Origin of the sequence: Dictyobacter aurantiacus (assembly GCF_003967515.1) — a bacterium.
GTDB classification, from domain to species: Bacteria; Chloroflexota; Ktedonobacteria; order Ktedonobacterales; family Ktedonobacteraceae; genus Dictyobacter; species Dictyobacter aurantiacus.
This window is the reverse complement of sequence record NZ_BIFQ01000001.1, coordinates 60,314-86,833: the sequence shown is the minus strand read 5'-3', so window position 1 is coordinate 86,833 and position 26,520 is coordinate 60,314. Positions and strand designations below refer to the sequence as shown.

At 50.3% G+C, this 26,520-nt stretch carries 24 protein-coding genes; 9 read left to right on the top strand and 15 right to left on the bottom strand.

Annotated features, from left to right (window positions below; translation table 11 throughout):
• Positions 1–64: 64 nt before the first annotated feature.
• From KTT_RS00395 to KTT_RS00355, 9 genes are all read right to left on the bottom strand, one after another.
• Complete coding sequence (locus KTT_RS00395) at positions 65–814, bottom strand: SDR family oxidoreductase (RefSeq protein WP_126594102.1); 750 nt, start codon at positions 812–814, stop codon at positions 65–67.
• A 2-nt stretch (positions 815–816) separates the two neighbouring features.
• Positions 817–2,124, bottom strand: a complete 1,308-nt coding sequence (locus KTT_RS00390; protein WP_126594101.1) for a glycosyltransferase — start codon at positions 2,122–2,124, stop codon at positions 817–819.
• 35 nt (positions 2,125–2,159) lie between these two features.
• A complete protein-coding gene (locus KTT_RS00385) occupies positions 2,160–3,122 on the bottom strand; it encodes a glycosyltransferase (RefSeq protein ID WP_126594100.1) in 963 nt (320 codons plus the stop codon).
• 1 nt (position 3,123) lies between these two features.
• Positions 3,124–4,233 carry a glycosyltransferase family 9 protein gene (locus KTT_RS00380; RefSeq protein ID WP_126594099.1) on the bottom strand — a complete coding sequence of 370 codons (1,110 nt, stop codon included), beginning with the start codon at positions 4,231–4,233 and terminating at the stop codon, positions 3,124–3,126.
• Complete coding sequence (locus KTT_RS00375; protein WP_126594098.1) at positions 4,226–5,275, bottom strand: glycosyltransferase family 9 protein; 1,050 nt, start codon at positions 5,273–5,275, stop codon at positions 4,226–4,228. Before KTT_RS00375 ends, KTT_RS00380 begins: the two co-directional genes overlap by 8 nt.
• On the bottom strand, positions 5,275–6,411 hold the full coding sequence (locus tag KTT_RS00370) for a glycosyltransferase family 9 protein (RefSeq protein WP_218030798.1): 1,137 nt from the start codon (positions 6,409–6,411) through the stop codon (positions 5,275–5,277). The genes KTT_RS00375 and KTT_RS00370 overlap by 1 nt, the downstream gene beginning before the upstream one ends.
• 78 nt (positions 6,412–6,489) lie before the next feature.
• A complete protein-coding gene (locus tag KTT_RS00365; protein ID WP_126594097.1) occupies positions 6,490–8,088 on the bottom strand; it encodes a PfkB family carbohydrate kinase in 1,599 nt (532 codons plus the stop codon).
• On the bottom strand, positions 8,081–8,701 hold the full coding sequence (locus KTT_RS00360; RefSeq protein WP_126594096.1) for a D-glycero-alpha-D-manno-heptose-1,7-bisphosphate 7-phosphatase: 621 nt from the start codon (positions 8,699–8,701) through the stop codon (positions 8,081–8,083). The genes KTT_RS00365 and KTT_RS00360 overlap by 8 nt, the downstream gene beginning before the upstream one ends.
• Positions 8,702–8,738: 37 nt before the next feature.
• Positions 8,739–9,398 carry a D-sedoheptulose-7-phosphate isomerase gene (locus KTT_RS00355; RefSeq protein ID WP_126594095.1) on the bottom strand — a complete coding sequence of 220 codons (660 nt, stop codon included), beginning with the start codon at positions 9,396–9,398 and terminating at the stop codon, positions 8,739–8,741.
• Positions 9,399–9,935: 537 nt separating this feature from the next.
• On the opposite strand from KTT_RS00355, the gene KTT_RS00350 reads away from it, so the two are divergent.
• The 3 genes from KTT_RS00350 (at position 9,936) to KTT_RS00340 (ending at position 13,620) form a co-directional block, all read left to right on the top strand.
• On the top strand, positions 9,936–11,669 hold the full coding sequence (locus KTT_RS00350; protein ID WP_126594094.1) for a carbamoyltransferase family protein: 1,734 nt from the start codon (positions 9,936–9,938) through the stop codon (positions 11,667–11,669).
• Complete coding sequence (locus KTT_RS00345; RefSeq protein ID WP_126594093.1) at positions 11,669–12,643, top strand: glycosyltransferase family 2 protein; 975 nt, start codon at positions 11,669–11,671, stop codon at positions 12,641–12,643. The genes KTT_RS00350 and KTT_RS00345 overlap by 1 nt, the downstream gene beginning before the upstream one ends.
• Positions 12,644–12,822: 179 nt before the next feature.
• Positions 12,823–13,620 (top strand): hypothetical protein, encoded by a 798-nt coding sequence (locus tag KTT_RS00340; protein ID WP_126594092.1) that lies wholly within the window; start codon positions 12,823–12,825, stop codon positions 13,618–13,620.
• A 43-nt stretch (positions 13,621–13,663) separates the two neighbouring features.
• Here the strand turns inward: KTT_RS00340 and KTT_RS00335 are convergent, their stop codons facing one another.
• Positions 13,664–14,542, bottom strand: coding sequence for a nucleoside hydrolase (locus tag KTT_RS00335; protein ID WP_126594091.1), 879 nt, complete (start codon positions 14,540–14,542; stop codon positions 13,664–13,666).
• Positions 14,543–14,711: 169 nt separating this feature from the next.
• Between KTT_RS00335 and KTT_RS00330 the strand changes: the two genes are divergently transcribed.
• Positions 14,712–15,047 (top strand): hypothetical protein, encoded by a 336-nt coding sequence (locus tag KTT_RS00330; protein WP_126594090.1) that lies wholly within the window; start codon positions 14,712–14,714, stop codon positions 15,045–15,047.
• Between the two features lie 287 nt (positions 15,048–15,334).
• Positions 15,335–16,063, top strand: a complete 729-nt coding sequence (locus KTT_RS00325; protein WP_160145546.1) for a cytidylate kinase-like family protein — start codon at positions 15,335–15,337, stop codon at positions 16,061–16,063.
• Between the two features lie 149 nt (positions 16,064–16,212).
• Here KTT_RS00325 and KTT_RS00320 read toward each other — a convergent pair whose 3' ends face one another.
• Positions 16,213–17,289, bottom strand: a complete 1,077-nt coding sequence (locus tag KTT_RS00320; protein WP_126594088.1) for an LLM class flavin-dependent oxidoreductase — start codon at positions 17,287–17,289, stop codon at positions 16,213–16,215.
• A 290-nt stretch (positions 17,290–17,579) separates the two neighbouring features.
• Here KTT_RS00320 and KTT_RS00315 point away from each other — a divergent pair, with 290 nt between their 5' ends.
• Positions 17,580–19,124 carry a DUF7125 family protein gene (locus tag KTT_RS00315; protein WP_126594087.1) on the top strand — a complete coding sequence of 515 codons (1,545 nt, stop codon included), beginning with the start codon at positions 17,580–17,582 and terminating at the stop codon, positions 19,122–19,124.
• Positions 19,121–19,474, top strand: coding sequence for a response regulator (locus tag KTT_RS00310; protein ID WP_126594086.1), 354 nt, complete (start codon positions 19,121–19,123; stop codon positions 19,472–19,474). The genes KTT_RS00315 and KTT_RS00310 overlap by 4 nt, the downstream gene beginning before the upstream one ends.
• A 77-nt stretch (positions 19,475–19,551) precedes the next feature.
• On the opposite strand, the gene KTT_RS00305 is transcribed toward KTT_RS00310, so the two are convergent.
• Together KTT_RS00305 and leuA are read right to left on the bottom strand one after the other, a co-directional pair.
• The gene (locus tag KTT_RS00305; protein ID WP_126594085.1) at positions 19,552–19,767 is read right to left on the bottom strand and encodes a hypothetical protein; all 216 of its coding nucleotides are present in this window, start codon (positions 19,765–19,767) and stop codon (positions 19,552–19,554) included.
• Positions 19,768–19,964: 197 nt separating this feature from the next.
• On the bottom strand, positions 19,965–21,644 hold the full coding sequence (gene leuA, locus KTT_RS00300; RefSeq protein ID WP_126599309.1) for a 2-isopropylmalate synthase: 1,680 nt from the start codon (positions 21,642–21,644) through the stop codon (positions 19,965–19,967).
• Between the two features lie 351 nt (positions 21,645–21,995).
• On the opposite strand from leuA, the gene KTT_RS00295 reads away from it, so the two are divergent.
• Complete coding sequence (locus KTT_RS00295) at positions 21,996–22,766, top strand: dienelactone hydrolase family protein (RefSeq protein WP_126594084.1); 771 nt, start codon at positions 21,996–21,998, stop codon at positions 22,764–22,766.
• 130 nt (positions 22,767–22,896) lie between these two features.
• Here the strand turns inward: KTT_RS00295 and KTT_RS00290 are convergent, their stop codons facing one another.
• Positions 22,897–24,342 carry a glycosyltransferase family protein gene (locus KTT_RS00290; protein WP_126594083.1) on the bottom strand — a complete coding sequence of 482 codons (1,446 nt, stop codon included), beginning with the start codon at positions 24,340–24,342 and terminating at the stop codon, positions 22,897–22,899.
• A gap of 164 nt (positions 24,343–24,506) precedes the next feature.
• Between KTT_RS00290 and KTT_RS00285 the strand changes: the two genes are divergently transcribed.
• Entirely contained in the window at positions 24,507–24,992 is a 486-nt protein-coding gene (locus KTT_RS00285; protein WP_126594082.1) for a peroxiredoxin, read from the top strand.
• 253 nt (positions 24,993–25,245) lie between these two features.
• Here KTT_RS00285 and KTT_RS00280 read toward each other — a convergent pair whose 3' ends face one another.
• Positions 25,246–26,493: an ATP-binding response regulator gene (locus tag KTT_RS00280; protein ID WP_126594081.1), complete on the bottom strand. Its 1,248-nt coding sequence runs from the start codon at positions 26,491–26,493 to the stop codon at positions 25,246–25,248.
• Positions 26,494–26,520: the final 27 nt, after the last annotated feature.

The following is a 26,520-nucleotide window of genomic DNA, read 5'->3' as shown; positions in this document are numbered from 1 at the left end:
AAAACATTTTGATAGATACTGGTGCGCGTGCAACCAGTGATTACAACCACCACAGTTGAAGCGATCATGGCCAGCTTGTTTCGGTCATCGGCGTAATTAATACTTCCTGGATAGCGGATGTAGGAGGCACATGAGCAGCATGGACGATGGTTGCCGCCACAATAGCGGGGTCCTGCAGATGCTGAGGATCAGGCATCGGGATATCTTGTTGGGCGAAGCGATCAAAGAAGTGGGTATTCATGCCACCGGGAATAATCGTTGTGACGCGAATACCATATGGGCGGCCCTCGACGCTTAAACCCTGACCAAAGCCGATTACACCACGCTTAGAGGCATGATAGGCCGAGGCGTTCGCCCATGAGCGCAGTGCCGCCGTAGAAGCGATATTCACGATGTGTCCACTGTGTTGTTGTTTGAAGAACGGCCAGGCGGCCTTGGCCAGTAAAAATGGACCACGAAGATTCACGTTAATGACCTGGTCCCACTGCTCGATGGACATCTCCTCGACTGAGAGTGTATGGTCGATAGCGGCACAATTGACAAGGATATCAAGCCGACCAAACTGGTCTACTACAGCTTGAACTGCTGACTGAACGCTTTCCGCGCTACTCACATCACAGGTGATGGCGAGGCTACGTGTTCCCTGTCGTTTGATATCTGCGTTGACACGTTTAATGGCAGATGGATCGAGATCGATGCAGGCGACGGAACATTCTTCGTCGGCAAAGGCACGGACGGTAGCTTCGCCCAGTCCGCTGCCCGCGCCTGTCACGAGCACCACTTTTTCCGCTAATGAGTATGTCTGCTTTGGCATTATCAAAACTCCTTTTTCTGGTTATATTCATTGATTGTGAAGTTTGAGGATATCTGTGTTTCGGACAGGACCTCATTATACAGCTCACCTGTGCGTTGCGCAGTGATGTGCCAGGAGAATAGCTGTTCCACACGCTGGCGCGCAGCATGGCCCATCTGTATACCGAGTGATGGCTGCAGAAAGAGCTGAAAGAGTTTGCGCGCCAGGGCTGCTGGATCTTTGGCGGGAACATGAAAGCCAGTTATCCCGTCAGCAATGGTATATGTAATACCACCTACCGCTGAGCCGATTACCGGACGCCCACAGGCCATCCCTTCTAACGGCGTCAGCCCAAAGGGTTCATACCACGGTGTGGTCACCACGACATTGCCAGCGCTATAGTAGTAACGCAACATCTCCTGTTGACGTTTGCCGATGAAATGCAGAACGTCGTCGATATGCAAATCAGCGGCAAGTTCCTGCAGCACAGCAATTTCAGGAGTATGTAATGGAGATGGGATATCAGTTTCGCCACCCACGATCAAAAACTTGATACCGGGATATGTATGGCGCGTATCCCGGCGCACTAGCTCCACCAGATGGGCAACGCCCCGCACAACATTGCGTACATCTTTACGGGGAAGCAGGCGGCCGACATAAACGACAATAAAATCATCACTATCAAAACCGATCGTATGTCTGGCTTGCTGGCAGTCAACCGGTGAAAAAACGTTGATGTTCACTGCCGAAGGAATGACAGCGACCTTATGCGCTGGCGTATCATAGTCCTCAATGAGCTCGCGTTGCTCTTCCGGGCATTGAGCGATAATGCGATCAACGCCATTGATGACATACTGCTCGATTTCGAGCCGCTCCGCCGGGCTGCTATCCAGTGTTCCCTGATTGCGTTGCTTGGTTTTTCCCATCGCGTGAAAGATGTGAACGACCGGCAGGGTCAGGCGACGTTTTAACTCGACCGCGACCCAGCCAGACATCCAGAAATTGCTATGGATGAGATCATACTGGCGCTGCTCACGAGTGAGAAAAGCCAGGATGCCCAGCATGAATTCGTGCATAAATGGCCAGATACTATCTTTAGGACAAACTATCGTAGGCCCTGCCTGTACAGAAATGACTCGTATGCCTGGCAGCCAGTTAATGATTTCAGGGCCATCAGGAGTATCGCGCCTGGTAAAGACGTCAACCTGATAGCCGCGCTGTGCTAATTGCTGACACAACTCACTGATATAGACATTTTGTCCTCCGGCATCTGCTCCTCCACGAGCAGCCAGGGGATTGGCATGTTCACTTAAAAATGCAATTCTACACATTGACCGACTCAAATCCTTTCCATCGCTATCCGGAATCAGGTTGACAGGGCTGAATTCCTGGTTACGCTGGCAAAGGCCTCATTCCAATCCCGAATGAAGCGATCAAGGCCGAAGCGTTCGAGCGCCACCTGGCGAGCAGATTCACCCATCTGTCGAGCCAGCGATGGATTATCAAGCAGGTGGCGCATATGCTTCATCAACACATCTATGTCGCAGGAGATATATCCATTTTTGCCGTTTTCAATAACGGTCGGTAGTTCAGTTGTGGCCAGCGCGACTACTGGCATGCCAATGGTCATCGCCTCAATGACGGCCAGAGGCAGGCTCGTATAGCGTATTGGACTGAAGAGGAAACGATAGCGTCCAATACGCCCATGGAGTTCGCGATAAGGGATATCGCCCAATCCACCAAGCTCCTCGGTCTGCATCCCGGCGATATCAAGTGGAACAGATTGGCGTGCCTGGAGAAAGAGATCATAGCCAGCGATACGTGGCCGTTTCTGTATCCCATTGACAATAGTGATGCCTTTAGCATAGTCACCGCTAAAGTGAGCGTCTGGATTGATGGCCACGCTATGTTCAATGACGGTAGTGGGGGTCTGACCATTATCCCACATCAAACGATTATAGTGTGTCACATGAACCAGCAAAACAGAAGGATCATTGATGGGATGGGATGTATCGGAGGCATGTGGCCGCGGCGTATTATGCTCCAGGTATATTCTGGGTAATTCACGTTGTACGGGACTGAGAATCTCATATTGATCGGTAAAGTAGTTTTTGGGTGTCTGGAAGATAACCAGATCCAGTGGAAGGTTCGCGACCTGATCGGCGGCAACTTCATGGACATAGTCTGGCAGATCAAAGGTAGGGCCGCGACCTCCATATCCCTCGGGTCGCCCTTCTTTTACTGGCAAGTACCAGTTATGCTCAATACGTGCCAGGGTATTGAGATAGCTGCCATGAATGTGCCAGATCAAAATGTTCAAGCGTTTCATATCAGTTCCTCTTCAACAACTCTACGTTGTATTTCTTATAGACTTGTGATAGATCGTTTGCGGGAATTGAATGCCGCAACATGTCCTGTGCTGTTCGCAGTACCAGAGATGGACTTAGCCAGCGCAGGCAGCGATGGTCGATGGGGCATTCAAAAAAGCTGCAGGGGCTGCAGGCAACCGGACGACGCAGCGCAACCCGTACTGGATCATCTAATGGTGCCCAGCGCTGAAAGTCTGCTGGCCCGAACAGGGTGATTGATGGGCAGCGAACAGCACTCGCCAGGTGTGCTGGACCGGTATCATTGCTGAGAAAGAGGTGAAGATGTTTGAGTACGGCTGCCAGACCGCCCAGAGAAGTTTTCCCCGCCAGATTGTGTACCGGGGTTTTCATGTACGCGATCACCTCTTGAATGAGTGGCTGATCTGATGGAGAGCCTGTAAAAACGATATGGGCCTGATAGCGCTCGGCTAAGGTATCGGCTACAAAGGCAAAGTAGGAAGCAGGCCAGCGCCGCGAGGGAGGACGTGCTCCTGGATGAATACCGATGCAGAGACGACTAGTGTCCAGGATGGGAGCCAGCAATGTTTCCGCCTCCTGCCAGTCTTGTGCTGACAGTGGAAATGCCAGGCTGGTGTCAGAAACGTCGCAGCCGAGCAACGCGACCAGGCCCAGGTTGCGTTGAATCTCCGACAACGTTTCTGGATAAGGCGCGGCCAGCGTTAAATCACGGGGAGGGCCGTCCTCTTCCACGTAGTGACCCACCGTTATGCGGGCCCCAAGAGATGTAACGAAGGGATTACTGGTTTTTCCGCTGCCATGCATCTGAATCAGCATATCGTACTTATAGGCGCGTTGCTGCTTAATAAAGGCCTGCGTTCTGGCAGGATCAACGGGTAGCTCGCGAATCCCCGGATAGCCAGGAAATTCCACAAAGCGATCGATATAGCAGGAAAACTGCCTGCTAAACGCATCCGCCCAGGGGAGTCCGATCAAGCTGATCTCCGCCAGTGGAAAACGGTGGCGTATAGCGCGCAACGCCGGAACGGCCACCAACAGGTCGCCTAATTGAAGCGCACGAAAAATGCCAATAGAACGAATCGTGTTATTCAAGGATCGCCTCCCCCTCTGCGACAACTTCTTCTGGTGGAATATCCAGGCACGGTTGACCAATAGGACAGGTAAATAGATGGCAGGGATGGCATGGGGTCGGACGACGCAAGAGACGGGCACGGGTGGTGCGGGGGCGCCATTGTTCTTCCAGGTCCGTTCCCGCAAACAGGGCCACGACGGGTGTATTGAGCGCATCCGCCAGGTGCAGCGGCAATGAATTATTGCAGATTACCAGGGCCGCTTTTTCTATCAGGGCGGCATAGCCGCCCAACGATGTCTGGCCCGGGAGGTAGCGCGCACCGGGAGCGCTTTGCTGCATCTCTTTTAGCAATGTTTCTTCACGAGCATTGCCCGTGACTAGCACAGGCCAGCCACGCTCGGCAAGCATACTGGCTACACTGGCAAATTTCTGGATGGGATAGCGACGCGCGCGAGCGCTGGCCCCCGGATGAATGATGATATATGGCGTGCCAGATTGAATATCCAGGGAACGCAGAATATCAGTAGCCTGAGCATGATCCTCTTTCGTCAGAAAGACAACCAGACGACGATCGTGAACCATAAAGCCAACGTGCTCGATCAGGCGCAGATTGCGTTCAACCTGATGCAATTCAGTCGGTGTGTTTCGTAATTCCGTCGAGAGCGTCTTGCCGCCAAACTCTTTGGAATCGCCCGCACGCAGCGGGATACCTGCCAGGTAGCAGACATAGCCGGGGGTATGTGGATCCTGGCTGAACGATGTAAAGATAAAGGCGGCGTCAAAGTGGTGCTCCCGCAAGAGCTGAATCAACTGCTGTTCACGTTCGGGTTCAAAGGGCGCAGAATCACCAATGTCCTGCCACATGGCGCGCCAGGTAATCGTATCATCGACCCATGGTAACAGTGTGGCCGCTGTTGTACCAGCGGGGCTGGCCAGCAGTGTAAGGCGTGCCTGTGGCGAGTTCTCTTTGATCGCCCGTAAGGCAGGGCCCAGCATAAGGAGATCGCCTATATTATCCATGCGAACCGCCAGGATGTTTTTTGCTGCCAACCACTCATTCATCACTGCACCTCCCCGGCGGAAAGCCAGTCGCTATTCACATCCTCTGAGGGAGTGGAAGGCGAGCTATTCAATAATGACTGTGCCGCGTCAACAACCATCTGCGGCGAGACCAGGCGCAGGCACTCATGTTGATAGGGGCAGATACGCTGATAGCAAAGTCGGCAAGAGACCTCGTGATAGAGCTGCTGATGTGGCACATGCCACGGCCCCCACTGTTCTGGCGGGTTGGTCAGCGCAAAGAGGGCGACCACCGGCGTCTTCACCGCCGCCGAAACATGCATAGGCCCGGTATTATTTGTGATCGTAAGATCCGCATGCTGAATCAAAGCACAGAATTCTGTAAAAGGCAGCACCCCCGCTAGGGCATAGACCGCATCACGCTGCCCGACAGGAACATGATTGAGAATATTCTCAACGAGCGGGCGCTCATCTTCCATACCGGTTACTATGACAGATGCCTGAAGCTGACGGACCAGCAGCGAAATGACCTCCGCATACATCTCCCAGGGATACGTACGCGCCGGCATACTACAACCGGGATGGACAACGATGAGAGGATGTGTCGGATCGAGCTCGAAAGCTGCGAGGCGTTGCCTGAGGTTTTCCCTTGCTGTGGATGGCACCTGAAGCACCATATCTTTCTCATCACATGCCATATCCAGGGCACCGACCAGATCCAATCCACGCTCGACCTCATGCATCATCTGCTCGGGATGTTTATGGCGCATGGTGAGCAATGAGCCCGGTCCGTCAATCGAGGCGGCTGCCCGGAGCGGGATATCCGCGAGATAACAGAGGTAAGCGGATGGTAGCGCGCTCTGGCGAAACGACGTAAAAATAATCGCGCCGTCAAAGTGCCGTTCACGCAGCAGTGAGATCATCTGCTGCTCGTACTGGCTATCCTGGGGACGCTTGTGCCAGGGGTCCATCCAGGGGGCCTGATAAACGATCACATCGTCGAGGTCGGGATCGAACTCCTTAATCTGAGCACCTACGGGGCTAGCCAGCAATGTCAGCCGCGCTTGAGGAACCGATGTTTTGACAGCACGAAACGCTGGCGTTGTCAGCAAGACATCACCAAGATTATCGAGTCGAACAAGCAAGATATTTTTACAGGCGAACCATGGTGACGACACGATCTGTACAAACCTCCATTTTATTACTGACAAAAGAACATAAGATGTATCTCAAATTTGCTTGATCAGATGAGAGAATTACGTATAACCATCGTGCTTACTCGCGGAAGCGATTGCTACAATGCGCTCAATCACATGGCTGGTGCTATGCGACGGCACAAATGGCAAGATGACCAGTTGCCCGCCAATATCCTGAAGAACCGTTTCTTCCGGCAATGTTTTTCCCATGTAGTTGCCACCTTTCACATGGATATCAGGGCGAAGAAGGCGGATGCATCGCTCGGGTGTATCTTCATCAAAAATGAAGGCATAGTCTACCATATCCAGCGCTGCCACCAATGTCAGGCGATCCTCTTCGCCATTAATAGGACGGGTCGGACCCTTCAGGTGACGCGTGCTACGATCACTATTAATGGCGACCACCAGAATATCTCCCAGTTGCCTGGCCTGGTGAAGCAACTGTATATGTCCCCGGTGCAGAATATCGAAGACACCATTGGTCAAAACGATACGATTGCCGGAACCCCGCTTATGTTCCAGTTGCTTCATGATATATGGTAAAGCATGAATAGAGGTGTCTCTCAGGGGCAAGTTAAGCCTGAGATGAACATGTTGAAGAAGTTCTTGCTGGGAAACGGTGGCGGTATATGATTTCGTTACCGCAATACTGGCCGCGTCACGACTGAGATAGACCGCATCCTGTATATCCGCGCCAGCAGCAAGAGCGGTGATCAGGGTAGAGGCGAAGGAGTCACCGGCACCGACGTCATTGGCATGTGGCACTGAATGAGCGGGCACATGGAGCGCCTGCTGTGGATGATCCGCGTGCAGGAGCAATGCTCCATCCGACCCCAGAGTGATCACTATAGAGTGTGCCGCGAACATCTCAAGCAGTTGTTGCGCCAGTGAGGAGACCTGAGCCGTATCGCGTGGATCAACCTGAGCCTTGATCTGACCGCTTCCTCCTGAACGTATCGTAGCAAGGAGGTGTTGCGCCTCACCGAGATTGGGAGTCGCAACGGTCATAGGGAGTGTACGAAAACGCCAGAGCGCCTTCGAATCGACCAGTAGAGGTCTGGGATCCCGCTCATGTAGCATCTGCAGGCGGGCAATTACCTCTTCGGTCACCGTCCCATAGCAATAATCTGAAATGATAACCGCATCACAGAGGTGATAAAGCGTTTCAAGGTGTGCCAACAACTGAGATGTTAGTTGCGCCTGGCTGTCACCTGTTTGATCGGGGAGGTAGCCCTCATCAAAGCGCACAACGTATTGATTATTGGCCAGGATACGGACCTTATGAAGCGTCTGCCTTTCTGGGTCCGCGAGCAGCCATTGATCATTGATCTGATGGTGTTGTAACGTTGTACGTAACAACTTTGCGGTACCATCGTCCCCAATGATACCAAGCAGATCAACATGGGCGCCCAGGGCACGAATATTCATCGCTGTATTGGCGGCCCCGCCTGCCAGGTGCTGCTCACTGGTTTTTGCCACAACAGGGACGGGTCCCTCGCTACACAAGCGTGAAGCAGTGCCTTCGAGATATGAATCGAGCATCGCATCGCCAAGCACAAGGATACGTAGCTTGCTAAAGCGCTCGACCGTCTCGATGGCCGTATGTAGTATGTCAGTGGTGGGGACCTTCTGTTGCGTGAATATAACATCTTTATGCATAAGGTGATCCTGTATGCCATGAAGAAGGCGAATAGGCAAGGTCTACATCGCGTTCAAGTGATGATACTGTTTCTATGATTGTCAGTGCATGCAGCGTATCACGGGCCGCAAAGTCAGGTTTGCGAATGGCCAGTTCTGGAACCTGTTCAGTTCCAAGATCAACCAGAATAGTCTGGCAGCCTGCCCGATTTCCCGCCTCAACGTCATCCAGAATATCGCCAACGAACCAGGAGGCAGATGTATCCAGATCAAGGTCACTGGCTGCCTGGAGAAGCATTCCGGGTTTGGGTTTGCGACAATTACAGCGGATAGATAGCTCAGGAATAATGCCATCAGGGTGATGAGGGCAAAAATAGATGCCATCAAAGGTGATTGCCAGTTCATTCTGTAGATATGTATGCATGCGCGCAAGATCCTCTGCATTAAAATATCCTCGTGCAACGCCAGATTGGTTAGTAATCAATATCAAGGCAAATTCTTGTGCTTGTAAACGATGTAAAGCAGGGCCAATGCCCTCATATACCCGTAAATGTTCCGGACGAGAAGGGTAATGAAAAGGATGTACAAGCGTCCCATCACGATCTAAGAAAACGGCACGGTGGTATTTTTCCATAGCATTCTCCCATCATTGGTATAGCTAATGCCATCCCTCAACGGGGAGTTTCTTGTGAGGCAAGGCAAGCCTCGGTTAAATTACATAACAGATGGGTCACAACCATATGTATTTCTTGTATAGTGGCCACATCTTCCTGCGCAACCCCAACGGTTAACTGCGCTAAATGCGCCAATTGATTGGTATGGGTTCCGGTGATGGCCACCGTCTGCATTTGACAATGTTCCGCGGCATGTATCGCGCTCAGGACATTAGGGGATTCTCCGCTGGTACTAAAGACGAGCAACATATCTCCCGGTTGCCCCAGAGCATATACCTGGCGCATAAAAACATCCTGGTAGCCATAATCATTGGCGATGGCTGTAAGAATGGAGGTATCGGTTGTGAGAGCAATAACGGCGTAGGGTTTGCGTTCAAGTTTAAAGCGCCCCACCAGCTCAGAGGCAAAGTGTTGTGCTTCTGCGGCACTGCCGCCATTTCCGATCACAAGGACGCGGTGTCCTGACTGCAGGGTGAAGATAAGTTTCTGGACGATCTGTGCCAGTGAAGAAACTTCTGAATAGAGTGAATGGAAAGCATTCTCAAGCACCTGATGGTGTATAGTCAGTGACTGTTTAATTTTTTGCTCCCAATCAACCGTAGAGTCAGTCATTGAAGCTGTTGTAACCATAGAGCTGATGCGTGATTTTCTATCCATGCCTCATCCTTTTTGCACTTAAAAAACTACCCATGTCTCTGCATCTACGGAGGGAGCTCCAGGAGCAGCTGAAGGTCGAGTTTTGCCTTCAATGGAGCAACAGATATGATAACGACACACGGTTATAGGCTATTTCTATAGAAACCGGGTGGTGCCATCGATCTTCGCCATAAGATGCTTGACTTATAATGCTGCTCTATAGAAAACTCCTTTCCGTATTTGTATTATCTCTTGCATTAGTGCGCCTCTACTTTTTATCTGTCTTATCAACTGAGATTTATTTTCATAAGACGCAAGCAGAAATTATAAATGTTGAACAAGCCCCCTTTGTAGTTGTTGAGTTTCACAACTATTAGTAATAAGCGTTATAACAACAATTACGTAGAAGCCACAGGAACAGTTTCACAAAAGCAAGAAGTGTGCGATATTAGGCTTGAGTACTTCAATGGATGAGACACTTTTTTTAGCCTATCGCGTATCATAAATAGGATGAGTTAGTGTAGAGGCGAGGAATTTTTTTCATCAGGAGACGAAAACATGTACACTTTAGGTATAAACTCGGTTTATCACGATCCTGCGGCTTGCCTGGTCAAAGACGGGCAGGTGCTTGCGGCTGCTGAAGAAGAACGCTTTACTCATATCAAGCATGGCAAACGGCCGATTCCTTTCTCCACATATGAATTACCTTTCCATGCCATCAACTACTGTTTGCAGGAAGCCAATATACGGCTGACTGATGTAGAGCACATTGCTTATTCATATGATCCTTTTTTATTGCTTGGGCCAGGGGGGCGAGAAACAGAACTGGTATTGCCGCTTGAGCCGAGTGCGCATCCGGTTGCGCCCCCCTGGGAATCACCCTGGGATCCCCTGTTTCTTTCATCTATTGTCAATGCGCCCCGTCAACTGGCGGGTGGTGTTCCTCTTCACCTTCAACCACGGTTCCGTGGTTTTCGGTCCCAGGGAGACTACCAGTGGCATTTTGTAGAGCACCATCTATCCCATGCGGCCAGCGCATTTCTGGCTTCACCATTTGAGGATGCTGCCGTACTCGTGCTTGATGGTCGAGGAGAAAAGGCTGTCACCAGTTATAGCATCGGGCACAAAAACGGGCTGGAGCGCCTGAGCCAGGTCAACATGCCCCACTCATTGGGAATTCTCTATGAACAGGTGACTGAATATTTAGGGTTTCTCCATTCCTCTGATGAATATAAAGTCATGGCCCTGGCTTCTTATGGAAAGCCACATTATGCTGATACCTTTCGCGGCTTGATTCATATCACGGGTGAAGGCCACTATACTATAGACAAGGCAGACCTGAAAGAGCTCTTTGGACCAGCGCGCTTAAAGGGGGGGCCCTTAGAGCAACGCCACTATGATATCGCGCATTCGCTGCAGGTAGTGTTGGAAGAAACCGTGCTAGAGCTGGTTACCTGGTTCCAGCAGGCGACGGGCATGGAGAATCTCTGTCTGGCCGGAGGGGTCGCATTAAATTGCGTGCTTAACGCTCGTTTGCGTGACCGCGGGCCCTTCCGCGATATATGGGTGCAGCCAGCCGCCAATGATGCCGGAACGGCGTTGGGAGCGGCGCTGTATATCGACGCGCAGGAGCGCAAAAGCGAGGAGCGGCGCTATGTAATGGAGCATGCATTTTTAGGCCCGGCTTTTGCTGATGATGAAATTGAGCAGTTCTTACGCTGGACGCATGTTCCTTATCGTAGGCTGGACAATATCGCCGAAGAGGTTGCGGATATATTGGCCGATAATCAGGTTATTGGCTGGTATCAGCAGAGGATGGAATTTGGGCCTCGTGCGTTAGGGGCACGCTCCATTCTGGCATCGCCGATTCAAGCTGAAATGCAGAATCGTCTCAACGACATCAAAGATCGTGAGGACTTCCGTCCTGTTGCTCCTGTGGTGCTGGAAGAAGAAGTCGCGAACTGGTTTGTCAATGGTTCTGTATCCCCGTACATGCTTTTTGTCTATGATGTCGACCCTGAGCGAGCTAAACAGATTCCCGCCGTGCGCCATATTGATGGAACCGCCCGTATCCAGACCATTCGGCGTGATCAGCATCCACTCTATTACGACCTGATTAAAGCTTTTCAGCGCCGCACCGGGGTGCCGGTACTTGTTAACACCTCGTTTAATACTCGCGGTGAGCCCATTGTGTGTACCCCTCGCGACGCCATCGAGTCCTTCTGGACCTCGCCGCTGAACGCTCTGGTAATTGGTTCATTTCTGCTACAGAAGCCGAGGGAGATGGCCTGATGGGTGTAGATGTCTCGATTGTTGTACCGACCTATAATCGTCCTGCTGCATTAGAGCGCTGTCTGGAGGCGCTCTTGCTGCAGAGGCATCCCGATTTCTGTTATGACATCCTTATCGTGGATAATGCGGTCTCTATGCAGACGCGTCAGCAGATCGAGCGCTGGAAGCAGTGTGGAGAGCAGGCTGGCATCTGCATCCACTATCTGTCCACGGCACGCCGGGGTCCGGCGGCGGCCCGCAATGTAGGATGGAGGCAGAGCACCGCACGCATCATTGCGTTTACCGACGATGACTGCCTTCCTGCCCCTAACTGGTTACAGGCGGGACGAGCCGCCTTCACCGGGGACATTGAGGCGGTAACCGGGCGCATCGTTGTGCCGGTGCCAGAGAATCCCAGCGACTACGAGCTTAGCACCGCGCAGTTGGAGAATAGCGAGTTCGCAACCGCTAACTGCTTTTATCTGCGCACTACTCTTGAGTGCATTGGCGGTTTCGACGAGCGCTTTACGGCGGCATGGCGTGAAGACTCGGATCTTTTCTTTTCTTTGCTGGAGAAGAAACGCAGGTGGGTATACGCGCCAGAAGCGATTGTGCTCCATCCTGTTCGCTCTGGCAAATGGGGAATCAGCATACAGCAGCAGCGAAAAAGCATGTTTAATGCTTTGCTCTACAAGAAGCATCCCCGGCTATATCGAGACAGGATTCAATCGCAGCCGCCATGGCATTATTACCGCATCCTTGGCACGTATTTATGTGTCATGCATAGTCTGTTACGGCGATCAAAGCGGCAGACGGTGGTAGGGATCGGGTTCTGGTTCTGGTTTACCAGCCGATTTTGTCTGAGGCGTCTCCGTAACACGAATCATCGGCCTGAGCATGTCGCCGAGATGATCGTTACATCGGTGCTGATTCCACCGTTATCGATCTTCTGGCGCCTGCGGGGGGCGATCAAGTTCCGTGTCATATTCTTATAGTCAATTACCATTGTCTTTATGCTCATGAGGGAATTTTGAAGCTTTCTTGAGTTTTTCTAAACGGCTTCAATAGATATCTTCTGTATAATGCTCAGGGTACAGGCTAACTGGCATACAGTTGGCCCCTCCGCATCTCAAGCAGATAATGAAGATCGGCATTAAGTGAGGAATACTGAGCTATGTCATATAATCCTAATTTCCCATTCAATGATGGGCAGGCGTATAATAATCCTGAGCCAGAAGATGATCAGCGGACAGTTCCCATGCAGAAAGATTTTGAAGCCCCTCCCGCGGGGCTTCCACCCTCTGACTATGATGCCCCCACCGTTGCTTATGGGCAGTCCGAGCCATTTGTGGCGTCCGGCCCGGATTTCCCTCAAAACCCTGTTCAGCCAGCTCCCCCTTTTATGGGAAACCTACCGCCTGCTACTACGGGAGTACCAGGGAAGCGTTCGCCCAACAACATGCTGCTCATTGGAGGTGTGGGCATCCTGGTCTTGCTCATCCTGGTTATTGGTGCGCTGGTGATCTTACCCAACCTGAATGCAAGTGCATCTAATCAGGCACCCGCTGCTACACCTACCACCAGCGTGACACCGACCGTGACAGCTACCAGGACCGCGAACAGAAACGTCTATGCACCCTATCTGGCGCGGTATCGAGGTACGATTCGCACTCAGATTGCTCAGGGTTTACACTTGCCTGTCGATCAACTGGTATCTCGCCTGAAAGGGGGAGCGACACTGAGCAGCGTCGCCTCCGCGCAGGGCATCTCCAACAGTCAGTTGCAGGCAATGGTGAAAACTGCCTTTCAGCAAGGATTTCAGCCAGCGGTCAATAGTGGTAATCTGACACAAAAGCAGGTTAATGCTTTGATTAACCGCATGCTAAAGCAGCCACAGACGCTTGATCGCTATCTGGATATGCAGCCCGGGAACGGTGCAAAACCCAAAGCCAGCCCAACCCCAACGGTCTAAAAAAACAGGAGGGACGCTGGCCCTCCTGTTTTTTGTTTTAACATTAAAAGACGCGGAAATAGGTTTCGAAGAAGCGTTCGGGATCGACATCCAGGGCAACCTCATGCGCTGGGGAGTTCTCATGAGTCGTCCAGTATGTTTTTCCCGCTAGCTCTTTATCGTCCAACTCTACCTCTACCGTTCCGGGTGTAAAGGTACAGATCGAGGGATCAAAGATGGTTGTCGCGGCCAGGGGGTCGTGGAAAGTGATTTGATCGCGCCCTTTAAACCAGACATTAGCAAAGTCAAGGACTGGACGCAAGAGCGGCGCGGTACACTTTGCCCGAAACTGGTCAGCGTTCATCTTTACCCTGGTGGTAACGTCCAGACCGAGTGAACGATGGTGGCGTACCGGGGCCTGATAAACGATATGTGCGGCATGGGGATCGTTTAACGCGTTCCACTCGCGTTCAGGTCGTCCCGCCACTTGACCGGTAAATACGCCACACATCAGGACGAGTCCCTTTAATAGTTTGGGAATGGCAGGATCAACGCTGAACAGCAAGCCAAGGTTGGTCAGGGGTCCAATGCCTAACAGGACCACCTCCCCTGGATGAGTGCGGATCGTCTGGCGCAAAAACTCAATAGCTTCACCCTGTGGAAATACCGTATCATGGTCCCATTTATCTAATGCTGCCGCCTGAGGTGCTTCTGGCTGCTGTGCCTGGATAAGTAATGGTTTTTCGGCGCCCGGAAAGATAGGGATGTTTTTGTTAGCGATTTTACACAACGCACTGGCCATCATAGCGCGTTTCTGCGCCTTTCCCGTAACCGTGGTGATGCCCAGCAATTCACATTCCGGCTGGGCGAGCAGATAGGCGAGGCAGACAGCATCATCAATATCGCTACCGATGTCCGTATCTAATATAACCTTCGTGGACATGCATGCTCCTCAAGAAAAAGATAACTAACAGATCTACAGGTCTTCATATCTGATTATATGCTACTCCCTTAGCCGTCAACCATCAAGAAATGATGTATATACAATAAAATGCGATAATTACCGCTTTCGGCAATTCAAAAAAGAAATACCCTGATAAGAGCGAAAGACTTTGCTTGCTGCTCGTATAAAGGATGAAAGGATAGGTGCTATTCTGAACCAGATGGGTAACATTGATAACGAAGAGTCTGCCCTGCAACTTCTAGATTCGCTGAGGAGCATTGACGCATCGGCGCAATTTTCGTTTTACGTGACATGTGGTGGAAAGATGTACTACGAGTGGAAGATTGCAGACCAGCATGGAATGGACGCAACCATTGCGGAAGCGGCACGGAACATGCTTTTGGGCAAGCTACGAAGCATTCTAAACTGGCAACATGATGGGTATGATTCAGGACATTCTACTCGTGTTATTACGACATCGGCATTTGATGCTATCTATGTTTAATAAACGCTCTAAAAGATGATTATGGCGATTTTCATAGCTAATAGCTATTGAATACATAACATATTGCAATCAAAACGTCAAGCTTTTATCGTCACAAAACATATATGACAATGAGGGAGGTACTGATTTTTTATAAAAATGATTTTGCCTCTTTTTATACCTGGCGGATCTTCACTGAAAAGCCCGGAAATCAACCAGTAGAATCCCCTGATTGGAGGAGTTCGTCGTATAACCAACCTGATATATTGTTTATAGCCAGTATTGCTAGCTTCAATAGGGGTGAAATTATGGCGAACGATATATCCCGAATGAATGAAATGCGTGGTATTACTGTATCGCGAGAATATGGCAGTGGGGGTGGGGAGATTGCGCGCATGCTAGCTGAGCGCCTGGGATGGAAGTTGCTGGACGTACAGATTATTCAACTGGTGGCACAGAAACTGGGTATCAGCAGAGCAGTTGCGCAGTCGCATGATGAGCAGGTAGAAGGATTTGCGCAACGCCTGTTCGAGGCGACCCAATATTTTATGCCACCGGTCGCCTTGAGCGAGGTTATTGGACCTTCAGTGAATGATCTCGCCTATAGTCATGCGTTGGGACAGGTCTTGCGTACAGCGGTTGATATGGGCCACGTAGTTATTGTCGGCCGTGCCTCGCAGGTCGTTCTGGCAACCGATAGAAGTGTTATGCATGTGCGCATTGTAGCTCCACTGCCACAGCGCATTGTGTATGTAATGCGGCGTGAAGGCCTGGATGCAAAAGCAGCGGGAGAGCGCATCAGGCTGAAAGAACATCGGAGGCATCAGAGCATTAAAGAACAATATGGCTGGGATGATAATGATGCCCACCTTTATGACATCATTATTAACACAGGGATACTAGACCTGCACGCAGCTGTAGAGCTTGTCTGCCTGGCGCTGTCTAAAAAGGCCCGGAAGCTAATGGCGCCAGCGGATCATCTGGGTCCGGCCTGGGGTTTAAAGCCCTACCCGAGCCCTCCCAATGAGATTCACTGATCCTGCTACCTTTCTCCTACGCAAACGTGTGCAAGACACACGTGAGCAGTCAGTTGTTCCTGCCTCATCACCAGTTGCTATGGCACAAGGATCTTTGAACATGATCGGCGAGGACAGATGTATATGCCTCACCGATCACACATGCTGGCTTAGAGGGAAGGCACCTGATATTCAGCTTCGCTGGATGTGGGCGCTGTCGTACCTTCTATCGAAGCAGGCAATTGAAATGCCGAGGCCAGCAATTCAAAGGCTTTACTTCGATTTTCATGTCCATAGACCATAGCAGAAATCATCAGCTCATCGGCACCGGTGCGCTGCACCAGATCAAGTAATTTCTCGCGTACCACCTCGGGACGACCAACGATCTGTCGTCGTCGCGTTTCACTGACTACCGCCTGTTCCGCCGTTGTGTAGTGATAATTGCGGGCCTCTTCTGGTGATGGCAGGGGACCTGCGTGACCGGTGCGCAGCCGCAACCAGGCCAGAGCCATGGCCGCCGCTAACTCCTGCGCCTGCTCATCGGTTTCGGCGCAGATAACACCAGTTGTCAGAATGACCCTGGAAGACTGCATGGTTTTAGACGGGGTGAACTGATCGCGGTACATCTGGATGGCTGGCAGCGCGAAATCAGGATTGATATGATGGGCAAAGGCAAAGCCAACGCCCATTGCAGCTGCAGCCTGTGCCCCAAAATCGCTTGAGCCCAATAGCCAGATAGGCGGAAGAGAGATACCGGTTGGAATGGCCCTCACCGATTTAAAGGGATGACCAGACGGGAAGGTTTCATCCGCACCTGAAAAAGCTAGAAGTTCAGCCAGCTGTTGTGGGAAGTCGTCGGCGCTCAAGGCTTCGCGAGAGCGGCGTAAGGCCAGCGCCGTTCTGGGATCGGTTCCGGGAGCCCGGCCAAGGCCCAGATCAATGCGTCCAGGGTGCAATGCCTCCAGCATCTGGAAGTTTTCAGCCACCTTTAAGGGAGAATGATTGGGTAGCATAACACCTCCCGAACCCACGCGAATGTGGTTGGTGGCCTGGGCGACGTGCCCAATCATGATTTCTGGAGCTGGACTAGCCGTCATGCTCGTATTATGGTGTTCGGCCAACCAATACCGTGTGTAGCCTAATCGATCGGCCAGGCGGGCCAGTTTAATCGTATTATGTAACGCCTGCGCACTGGTTGAACCCGAGTCGACCGGCGAAAGATCAAGAATAGAAAGAGGAAGTGACATTGTAAATTCCTTTTAGGAGAGTAACCAAAAATAAGCGTACAAATTTGTTCTTGTTTCTATAACAATAGACATGCCAGAAATTATCCCCACTCTATTGTAGTCATCTAATATCCTATTTGAAAGGCAATCGAGTATTTACATACAATACTACCGCGAGAAATATTTTATCCTGGCGTGGCAAATGAGCTCAAGAGCTACCCCATGTCTATATACCGCTGTTATAAGTACCAAATAGCCAGCTGAAACGACTCCTGATACTTTAGTCGTAACTAAATGAGGAGAGTGTGTAAATGACAGATACTACAAATCAGACTGCACCAATAGAGCGTGTACCCAGTGGGATTGAAGGATTTGACCAGCTTTTACATGGGGGGTTGATCAAGGGAGAGACATATCTGCTCATGGGACCACCGGGAGCTGGTAAAACGATTTTTGGCAATCAAATGTGTTTTCATCATATCGCCACTGGAGGGCGCGCTATATATTTAACATTACTAGCGGAAATGCATAGCCGTATGCTGGCTCATATGCAGACCTTCGATTTTTTTTCAGAGGATCCGCTAGCTGATAAGCTTACCTATATCAGCGGTTATGCCACACTGGAGCAACAAGGGTTGGATGCGCTAACAAAGCTTATTCGCAAGGAAGTCCGCAAGCAGAGGGCTACATTGCTTGTTATAGATGGGGTATTGACTATTGAGCAAAATACAGCATCTCTACGAGAGCGCAAAGAGTTCCTGCATGCTTTGAGCGTAACCACGGAAACCTCCGGCTGTACGACGCTGTTATTAACCCAGTATGACAGAGGTGTCTATGACCAGCCAGAGCACACTATGGTTGATGGTCTTTTTCATCTTACCGCGCAACTGCATGACTGGCGTTTGCTTCGTGAGATACAGATACACAAATTTCGTGGAAGTGGTTTTCTTGAAGGTCGCCACTCATATATTATTGATAGGCACGGAATAGAAATTTATCCACGTGCAGAATCGCTCATGAAGACCAATCCCATTCCTCTGCCAACTTCACTAACCTCAATTCACCCAGCAGGAAGGATGGCTTTTGACGTGGCTCGTTTAGATGAAATGATAGAGGGGGGAGTACCAACAGGGTCAATGACAGCGGTATTAGGGGCACCGGGCACCGGGAAAACGCTGTTAGGCTTGCATTTCTTAGGGGCTGGCGTCAGGCGGCAAGAGCAGAGTCTTTACTTTGGATTTTATGAATCCCCGGTACAACTAAAGCGGCGCCTGGCTGAATTACAATTGAACATTGATGACAAAGAGGTGAGCCGGTACCTGGAGATTCTGACGCAGTCACCAACAGAAGACATCATTGATGTTCTGGGCGAGCAGATTATGGCAACTGTGCGCAAAAAAAAAGTGAAGCGGCTATTTATTGACGGATTATCCGGTTTTCAGAACGCGATCGCGTCGCAGGAGCGCATGGACCTTTTTCTCTCATCGCTATTTACCACGCTGCGGAATCTGGATGTTACAACCATCTGGACGATAGAGTTAGCGGATCTACTGAATCCAACCATTATAATGCCTGCAACGATCAGTAAAATGGCCGCCCTGGTCGAAAATATTGTCCTTTTGCGACATGTCGAACTGTATTCGCAGCTATACCGACTGATCTCCATTATGAAAATGCGGCAAAGCAAATACGATCCTTCTATACGAGAATTTCGTATAAGCGATAGCGGCTTAGATGTTGATGCAACTTTTACCAGTGCGGAAGCCATCTTGTCAGGGATTGCACATTCTGGTGAGAGCACTGGTCAAGAATCTGCAATGGGTGATCCCCTAACCTCACAGAAGGAGCCGCAATGAGCACTATTCTAGTCGTCGATGATGAAATATCAATTATCGAAGTGTTGCAGGATGTACTTGCAGATGAAGGATATGAGGTCATGACCGCTAGTAATGGACAGGAAGGGTTAGCTTGCTTAGATGAAACGCGCCCGGACCTCGTATTGTGTGATGTAATGATGCCTGTGTTAGATGGGAGAGAGCTATGCCGAAGGATGTCTGCTAACCCGCGTTATCACACGATCCCGCTCATTTTTATGACCGCGGTACATAAAGCATTTAGCCAGGTAGACTGTAACTATGTCGCAGTGATCGCCAAGCCATTTGATATAGATGAATTACTGGATGTAGTAGCTAAATTTATTTCATGAGTTGTACACATATCCAACGAGCATAAAAAAGCATCCCTGTTCGCACCGGGATGCTTTTTTATGCTGAAAATATCGAACTAGCCATGCTTTTGGGTATATAGTTCATCACGATGTTTAAGCATAACCTGAAGAAGTGAAAATGCTTCGTCTATGGAAAGGTCTAATACATTTGTGGTTTCGGTATCATAAATACGAATCTGTTCAGGATGTTGTGGATTAAAAGAAATTTCATAGTTATCGATGCTTATCTGCACTCTCGATCTCTCTTTCTCATAGTAGCTATCGAGGTCCATCTCAAAGTATCCATTCCAAAAGATGTTACAAGCATCTTTCTTATATTCTAGAAGCTACGAGCAAAAAAGAGAAATGTGTGGTACTTTTAGGGGTAGGAGGTTTAAGGAAAAGTGGAAGAAAAGAGCCGGTTGTTCTCTCCGGGGCAGTCACAGGTATGTGGCATGTCTCCGGAGAGAACAAGCAAGAGCGGGTCTGATCAGGCATAGGCCTGGGAGCGGTTGAGGCCACTCAAGACCGCTTTAATCGAGGCGATTTCGATATTGGAATCCATGGCGGCGCCAAAGAAGGTGCCCGATACTGTCTGAAGTTGGATGTAGGCAACAGCCTGCGTTTCAGCGCCCTGACCAACAGCATGTTCGGTATAGGTAAGGAGTTTAAAGGAAGCCAGGTCATGTTCATTTAACGCACGCACAAACGCATCAATGGGACCGTTACCCCTGGCTCTAATCTCTCTGGTGACGCCATCGACCTCGACGCAGGCCACGCACTCTATCTCCTTTGATCCATCATCGTGTACCATGGTCCGGCTTTCAAATGCCTGGAGGGCGAAAGGGATTGTGCGTGCCAGGTACTCATTTTCAAATGCGGCAAAAAGTTCGGTGGAGAGAATCTCAGAACCGCGAGTATCGGCCAGTTGCTTGATAACCTTGCCAAACTCGATATGCATCGCCTTTGGTAGCTGCAAGCCAAACTCGCTTTCCATCAGATAGGCCACACCACCCTTACCAGATTGAGAATTAATGCGAATAATCGCTTCGTAGGAACGACCGATATCCTTTGGATCGATAGGCAAGTAAGGCACATCCCAGAGCTCGCTGGAAGACGTCTCCTGCGCATTCATGCCCTTATTAATCGCATCCTGGTGGGAACCTGAAAAAGCGGTAAAGACTAGTTCGCCCGCGTATGGTTGGCGCATAGGTACAGGCAAGCGAGTGCATTTCTCGTATACCCGTTGGATTGCCTGAATATCGCTGAAATCGAGACCTGGATCGACACCCTGGGTATACATATTCAGGGCCAGTGTCACAATATCGACATTACCGGTACGCTCACCATTTCCGAAGAGCGTGCCCTCGACCCGTTCAGCTCCGGCCATAAGGCCAAGCTCACTGGATGCTACGCCGGTTCCACGATCATTATGGGTGTGCAGACTGACTATAGCCGTATCACGGTTGCGCAAGTGGCGGCAGAACCATTCAATCTGATCAGCATAGATATTCGGGGTTGAAACCTCTACCGTCGTCGGGAGATTCAAAATAATTTTTTTCTCCGGCGTTGGCTGCCACACATCCACGACCGCCTCACAGATCTCAAGGGCGAAATCGATCTCAGTGAGCGAGAAGCTCTCCGGTGAATATTGCAGGGTAATATCTGTTTCTGGGAGTGTAGAAGCAAGCTCTTTTATCAACTGGACACCACGCACAGCTATCCCCACGATAGCGGGCTTATCCAGGCCAAAAACGATGCGCCGCTGCTGCTCCGATGTAGAGTTATAGATATGCACAATCGCTCTTTTGGCACCGCGTAGAGACTCAAAGGTGCGATAGATAAGCTCCTCCTTCGCCTGTACCAGTACCTGGATAGTTACATCATGGGGAATACGATTCTCTTCTATCAAGCGGCGCGTAAAATCGTATTCCGTTTGTGATGCAGAAGGAAATCCGACCTCAATTTCCTTAAACCCGATTTTCACCAGGAGGTCAAACATCTCCAGCTTTTCCTCCACGCTCATCGGTATGGGGAGGGCCTGATTGCCATCGCGCAGATCTACGCTGCACCAGATAGGCGCGGCTGTAATCATCTTAGAAGGCCACTGCCGATCGGGCAAGTTGATAGGTGCGAAAGGACGATATTTTGACACAATCCCTTTTTGCATGTTAACACGCGTTTGAGTACTCATTTGTATTGGCATCTCCTGACTACACATTAATAAAGAGAGGGGTCATTAGATTTATCGCTAACGAGCGAGAGTTGTGTTATCAGTGCTTTAGCGTATGTGCTATCATACCATATGCTGCCGGGACTGTCGAAGGACCGTGTGATCATTAGCAAAGCCGAGGCAAGCCTGGCACCTACGGGGGAACGTTTGCATGTCGAGGAACGTTTACATGCCTTGTTATGCAACCTGGATGTAACCCGATGCGTGCTAGAAATTGTATCCTATACATGTAGCAAGTAGTGGCATGGAAACGACTTGTAAAGCAGAAGAAAAGGAGAATTGTAGAATATGTGTTATGATGACAACGCTCGCCCACCATTGCCCCCTGTTGATGGCGGTAGTGCCCATGGTGAAGATATTGTACTGACCGCTGCCGATGGTACGCGTTTTGCTGCCTATAGCGCCTATCCTGATAAACCGCTGGGTGCTCAGGTCATTATCTATCCAGATGTACGCGGGTTGCATCAGTTTTATAAAGAACTAGCGCTGCGCTTTGCCGAAACCGGCATTCAGGCAGTCGCGATAGACTATTTTGGGCGTACCGCTGGCCTCACCGCACGCGATGACTCATTTGAGTACATGCCCCATGTGCAGCAGTTGCATCTTGAAACCTTCTTCTCAGATGTCAAAGCGGCGCAGGAGTATCTGCACAGTAGCCAGGGAGGGAACGCACCCACGTTTGCCGTAGGATTTTGCCTGGGTGGTACCTTATCAATGTTGAGCGGCACCCAGGATCTGGGATTTACCGGTCTGGTTGGTTTCTATGCAGGCATGAGCCGCAACATGGACGGCCAGGGGACCCTGCTCGATCGTGCGGGCGAAATTAAGTATCCAGTACTTGGACTCTTTGGCGGCTCCGACCAGGGAATTCCCAATGACCAGGTGCAGGCGCTGGACCAGAAGCTAGCCGACACGGGGATAGAGCACGAAATTATCTCCTATCCAGGGGCTCCCCACAGCTTCTTCGACCGTCGTTCCACCGAGTTCGCGGAGGCATCGACCGACGCCTGGAATCGGGTATTGCGTTTTATCACTGCCCACTCCAACAGGCAAGCATAACCTGTAGGACAGGTTGAAACGTCACAGAAGAACGGACCGGCATACCCTCCTTTCTGAGTACGCCGGTCCGTTCTTCTGGGGGTACTATGTTTGCTGCGTAGGAAGCAAACATATGTGGATGTGTATGAGGTTATTCCGGTGCCTGTGGTGTGAATGGAGTTGAGAAAGAGGGTGGTGTTAATTCAAGGCATTGCGGTGTGATTGTTTGCTGCTCACGTGTACGAAACCAGTTAAAAAGATAGGCCAGGGTGAGCAATGCGAGCAATATATTGCGGACGAATGCGACCTCAAAAAATCCGACAGGCATATGAATATGCGTCGAGTTCAGAATTTGCGAATAAAAAGCTATATAGATGAACGTCGTCAGAACGGACACCGATCCCCAGAGGATGGTCCAGGCTTTATTAAAGGCGCCTGTATAGGCCAGCAGAGGGATAAGCCAGATCAGATACTGGGGACTAAATACTTTACCCGTCGTAATAAACGCCAGTGTCAGAGCAATGACTGCCTGAGCCAGTGTGAGGCGCGACCGCCATTGCAGCCAGAAAATATAGGCTACCACGAGCACAAACAGAATGGTCAATACTGGCGCAGCAAGGCCGTTGAGTGATGTATACATATTGATCGAGCCGAAGTCATAGACAATGCGCCAGCTCAGACCCCCCAGATGAGCCAGCCAGAGCAGGCTTCCTCCCAGCGACTCAACCTGGATGGGGCGGTGCAAAAAATAGGAGAACTGGCTGACAACGGCATTTTTGAAATCCAGCAGCGCAAAAAAACCGGTAACAGCCAGCAAAGGCACAATGAAGAACAGGCAGTTGGACCAGCGCCAGCGCACACATCCCAACAATGTGCGATAGAGATGGGATGGTAGCTTTCGCAAGGGACTATCCGCAGGCACATAGATGCGTTCAGTGCTTTGTTGCTCCGCGATAAAGAAAGCGGGAAAGAGTAGAATTGGATAAATCTTCAGTAGTACCGCGATTGCCAGCATAACATAAGCCATACGCCAATGTTTCTGGTGGGCCATAATCAGACTAAGCAATGTACAGGTGGCCGGCAACAGGTCGTAGCGCATAGGGGCCAGTGCACAGGCACCAATCACGAGAAAAATCAGAAAAGCGACTGCTCCTCCTGGAGGTCCGTAGCGCAGCATCAGCCAGTAAATAAAGACCATAACGAGCGACATAAGAAAGGCAAACGCCACCTGGTAGTAAGCCAGAGGTGCAAGGAGAGGGAGGGAGAATGGAAGTAGCGTAAGTGGAGGATATTCGAGTGGAAGCATATGAAATGCCGGGTGGGAGCCTGCCAGGCTCAAAAAAGAACATTGTACTGATGGAAGCAGGCGGGTAGCATTGCTCCCAAGCCAGAACGTAAGGGCGTAGCACTGGTAGCGAGCAGGATCGGTCAACGGCCAAAAACCCTGGGCCGCAGCACCAATAAACATCAGCAAAGTAACAATAGCAACCGGAATAGCGCTTGCCAGGGTGCCATATTGAGATAATTTCTGCTGTGCTTTTACATAGGAAAGTCTGGTTTTATCTTCTATGTCAGGTATAGCTTTTTCAGGTAACAAAAGTTTGTAAGTCCTCTCTTTACGCAGATTTGACAGTATTGGGTGTCAATGCTACAATCGCGAGCAGCGTGTTCAAGAAACATTATCTTTCATCGTAACCATAACTACAAGACGTATGGTTGCTCCTGAATGAAACAGGAATATTTTAGTGGAAGGATTTTCTCATGGACAGTAAAAACCGCACCGAAACGAAAACTCTGAAAGTAGGGGACGTTGCGCCTGACTTTACACTGAAGACTGCCAAGGGGGAGCAATGGCATCTCAATGATTTTCGTGGCAAGAAAAACGTCGTCCTGGCCTTTGTTCCATTCGCGTTTAGCAGCGTGTGTTCCGCGCAATTGCCTTCATACGAAGCTGAGCTAGAGCGTTTTCATGATTTTGACACCGAAGTCGTGAGTATCAGTATGGACAGCACGCATGCGCTAAATGCCTGGTCTCAATCCATGCATACAACGTTCCCTTTGCTCTCAGACTTCTATCCTCAAGGTGCGGTGGTTGATCTGTATGGGGTGCGGCACATGGCTGGAATGCCTGAGCGAGCTCTCTTTGTCATCGATAAAGAAGGCGTTATTCGCTATATTGAAGTACAGCATTCACCAGGGGAGATGCCGGATAACGAAGATCTCTTTGAATCTTTACGAAAGCTGTAGGGTGTCAGACACGCTTTTTACCAGGGGCGTGATAGCCCCCGCTCGGGCTGCCGCGCATGCGGCAGCCCGGTTTTTTATAGAGGCAATGGAACAAAAAATGGCGCTTCACGCGCCATTTTTTGTTCCATTGCCTCTATAAAAAACCGGGCTTATGTGAGTATGACAGGGATACATGGGTTTCCCTGATGCGCTACCTCAGAAATGATTTTGAGACACTGCAGGTGAGAAAGCTCCAGCGTACGGCGTGAAAGTTTTAATGTGTAATAGTCCAGACGGCCTGGGTGTGGAGTGAAGGGGGAGGGTCCGACTGGTTGATAACCGTTGGGTCAACATAAACAGGGAGTACCACGCTAAAAACGCTTCCCTGCCCAAGCACTGTTTGCACTTCGATATGACCTCCATGACGTTCCACAATCTTACGAGCAATAAACAGACCAAGGCCCAGACCTGGACGGTTCCCTGACTGGATCTTAACATCCGGGACACGGAAAAATTGCTCAAAGATATTGGGAAGGTACTCCTCTGGTATACCGATGCCTGTATCCTGAACCGAAACGATAACTTCATAGCCACTCTGCTGAAGTGTAATGGTAATGGGGGAACCTTTTTTAGAAAATTTACGCGCATTAGAGAGTAAGTTAATAAGGACCTGTGAGAAACGATCCTTGTCAATTTCTACCACAATAGGATCGCCCAATAGTTCGCAATTGAGCGAAAGAACGGCGCGCGTCGTATAGGCGTCGAGCAATTCGCGGCACAAATCCACCAGGTTATAGCGCTCACGATGCAGAACAAACAGATTTGTCTCCATTAACGACGTATCAAGCAGATCCTGGACCAGCACCTCAGTACGTGTAATAGAACGCTCCATGTCGACCAGAGCCTGATGTACCGCTGCTGTCGCGTCCCCTCGTTCTAACTGATGGAGCATCAACTGGGTCATGCCTTTCAAATTAGAGAGAGGGGATTTCAATTCTTGAGAAACGATGTCAAGGAATTTATCCTTGGTAGCATTGGCAGTAACCAGCTCACTGGTGCGTTTTTCCACCAGGCGTTCGAGTGATCTCGCGTGAAGAGATAGTGCCAGCTGCTGTTCAGTAACCTTACGCCGCAGCTGTCGTGTCTGGATTGCGCGTTGTAGCGCATTCACGAACGCATCACGATCAATGGGCTTCAAAATGTAATCGTACGCGCCCCCTCTAATAGCCTGAATGGCCAGGCCATGATCCCCGTGGCCGGTAATCAACAACACCGGCGTATCAGGGCGCAGCTCGCGGATATGCGAGAGTAACTCAATGCCATCCATTCCGGGCATTTTTATATCACTGATAATGGCATCAAAATCGAACTCTTTAACGCGCTCAAGTGCATGTTGTGCCGAATCTGTTGTCTCTACCTGAACATTTTTCATACGCAGATCTACGACCTGGGGAAGAGCCTGTAACAGAGCCGCGTCATCGTCTACAATCAGGATTGGCGAATTGTTGATTTCTTCATCCATAATGTCTAGACCTATTTCCACCTGTTT

Excerpts from the sequence above, each read along its gene's own strand:
- KTT_RS00365 (WP_126594097.1), bottom strand. The coding sequence starts at position 8,088 with ATGCATAAAGATGTTATATTCACGCAACAGAAGGTCCCCACCACTGAC.
- KTT_RS00315 (WP_126594087.1), top strand. The coding sequence starts at position 17,580 with ATGACAGATACTACAAATCAGACTGCACCAATAGAGCGTGTACCCAGT.
- KTT_RS00385 (WP_126594100.1), bottom strand. The coding sequence starts at position 3,122 with ATGAAACGCTTGAACATTTTGATCTGGCACATTCATGGCAGCTATCTC.
- KTT_RS00310 (WP_126594086.1), top strand. The coding sequence starts at position 19,121 with ATGAGCACTATTCTAGTCGTCGATGATGAAATATCAATTATCGAAGTG.
- KTT_RS00360 (WP_126594096.1), bottom strand. The coding sequence starts at position 8,701 with ATGGAAAAATACCACCGTGCCGTTTTCTTAGATCGTGATGGGACGCTT.
- KTT_RS00335 (WP_126594091.1), bottom strand. The coding sequence starts at position 14,542 with ATGTCCACGAAGGTTATATTAGATACGGACATCGGTAGCGATATTGAT.
- KTT_RS00305 (WP_126594085.1), bottom strand. The coding sequence starts at position 19,767 with ATGGACCTCGATAGCTACTATGAGAAAGAGAGATCGAGAGTGCAGATA.
- KTT_RS00350 (WP_126594094.1), top strand. The coding sequence starts at position 9,936 with ATGTACACTTTAGGTATAAACTCGGTTTATCACGATCCTGCGGCTTGC.
- leuA (WP_126599309.1), bottom strand. The coding sequence starts at position 21,644 with ATGCAAAAAGGGATTGTGTCAAAATATCGTCCTTTCGCACCTATCAAC.
- KTT_RS00375 (WP_126594098.1), bottom strand. The coding sequence starts at position 5,275 with ATGAATGAGTGGTTGGCAGCAAAAAACATCCTGGCGGTTCGCATGGAT.
- KTT_RS00340 (WP_126594092.1), top strand. The coding sequence starts at position 12,823 with ATGTCATATAATCCTAATTTCCCATTCAATGATGGGCAGGCGTATAAT.
- KTT_RS00320 (WP_126594088.1), bottom strand. The coding sequence starts at position 17,289 with ATGTCACTTCCTCTTTCTATTCTTGATCTTTCGCCGGTCGACTCGGGT.
- KTT_RS00280 (WP_126594081.1), bottom strand. The coding sequence starts at position 26,493 with ATGGATGAAGAAATCAACAATTCGCCAATCCTGATTGTAGACGATGAC.
- KTT_RS00355 (WP_126594095.1), bottom strand. The coding sequence starts at position 9,398 with ATGGATAGAAAATCACGCATCAGCTCTATGGTTACAACAGCTTCAATG.
- KTT_RS00390 (WP_126594101.1), bottom strand. The coding sequence starts at position 2,124 with ATGTGTAGAATTGCATTTTTAAGTGAACATGCCAATCCCCTGGCTGCT.
- KTT_RS00325 (WP_160145546.1), top strand. The coding sequence starts at position 15,335 with ATGGCGAACGATATATCCCGAATGAATGAAATGCGTGGTATTACTGTA.
- KTT_RS00345 (WP_126594093.1), top strand. The coding sequence starts at position 11,669 with ATGGGTGTAGATGTCTCGATTGTTGTACCGACCTATAATCGTCCTGCT.
- KTT_RS00295 (WP_126594084.1), top strand. The coding sequence starts at position 21,996 with ATGTGTTATGATGACAACGCTCGCCCACCATTGCCCCCTGTTGATGGC.
- KTT_RS00285 (WP_126594082.1), top strand. The coding sequence starts at position 24,507 with ATGGACAGTAAAAACCGCACCGAAACGAAAACTCTGAAAGTAGGGGAC.
- KTT_RS00395 (WP_126594102.1), bottom strand. The coding sequence starts at position 814 with ATGCCAAAGCAGACATACTCATTAGCGGAAAAAGTGGTGCTCGTGACA.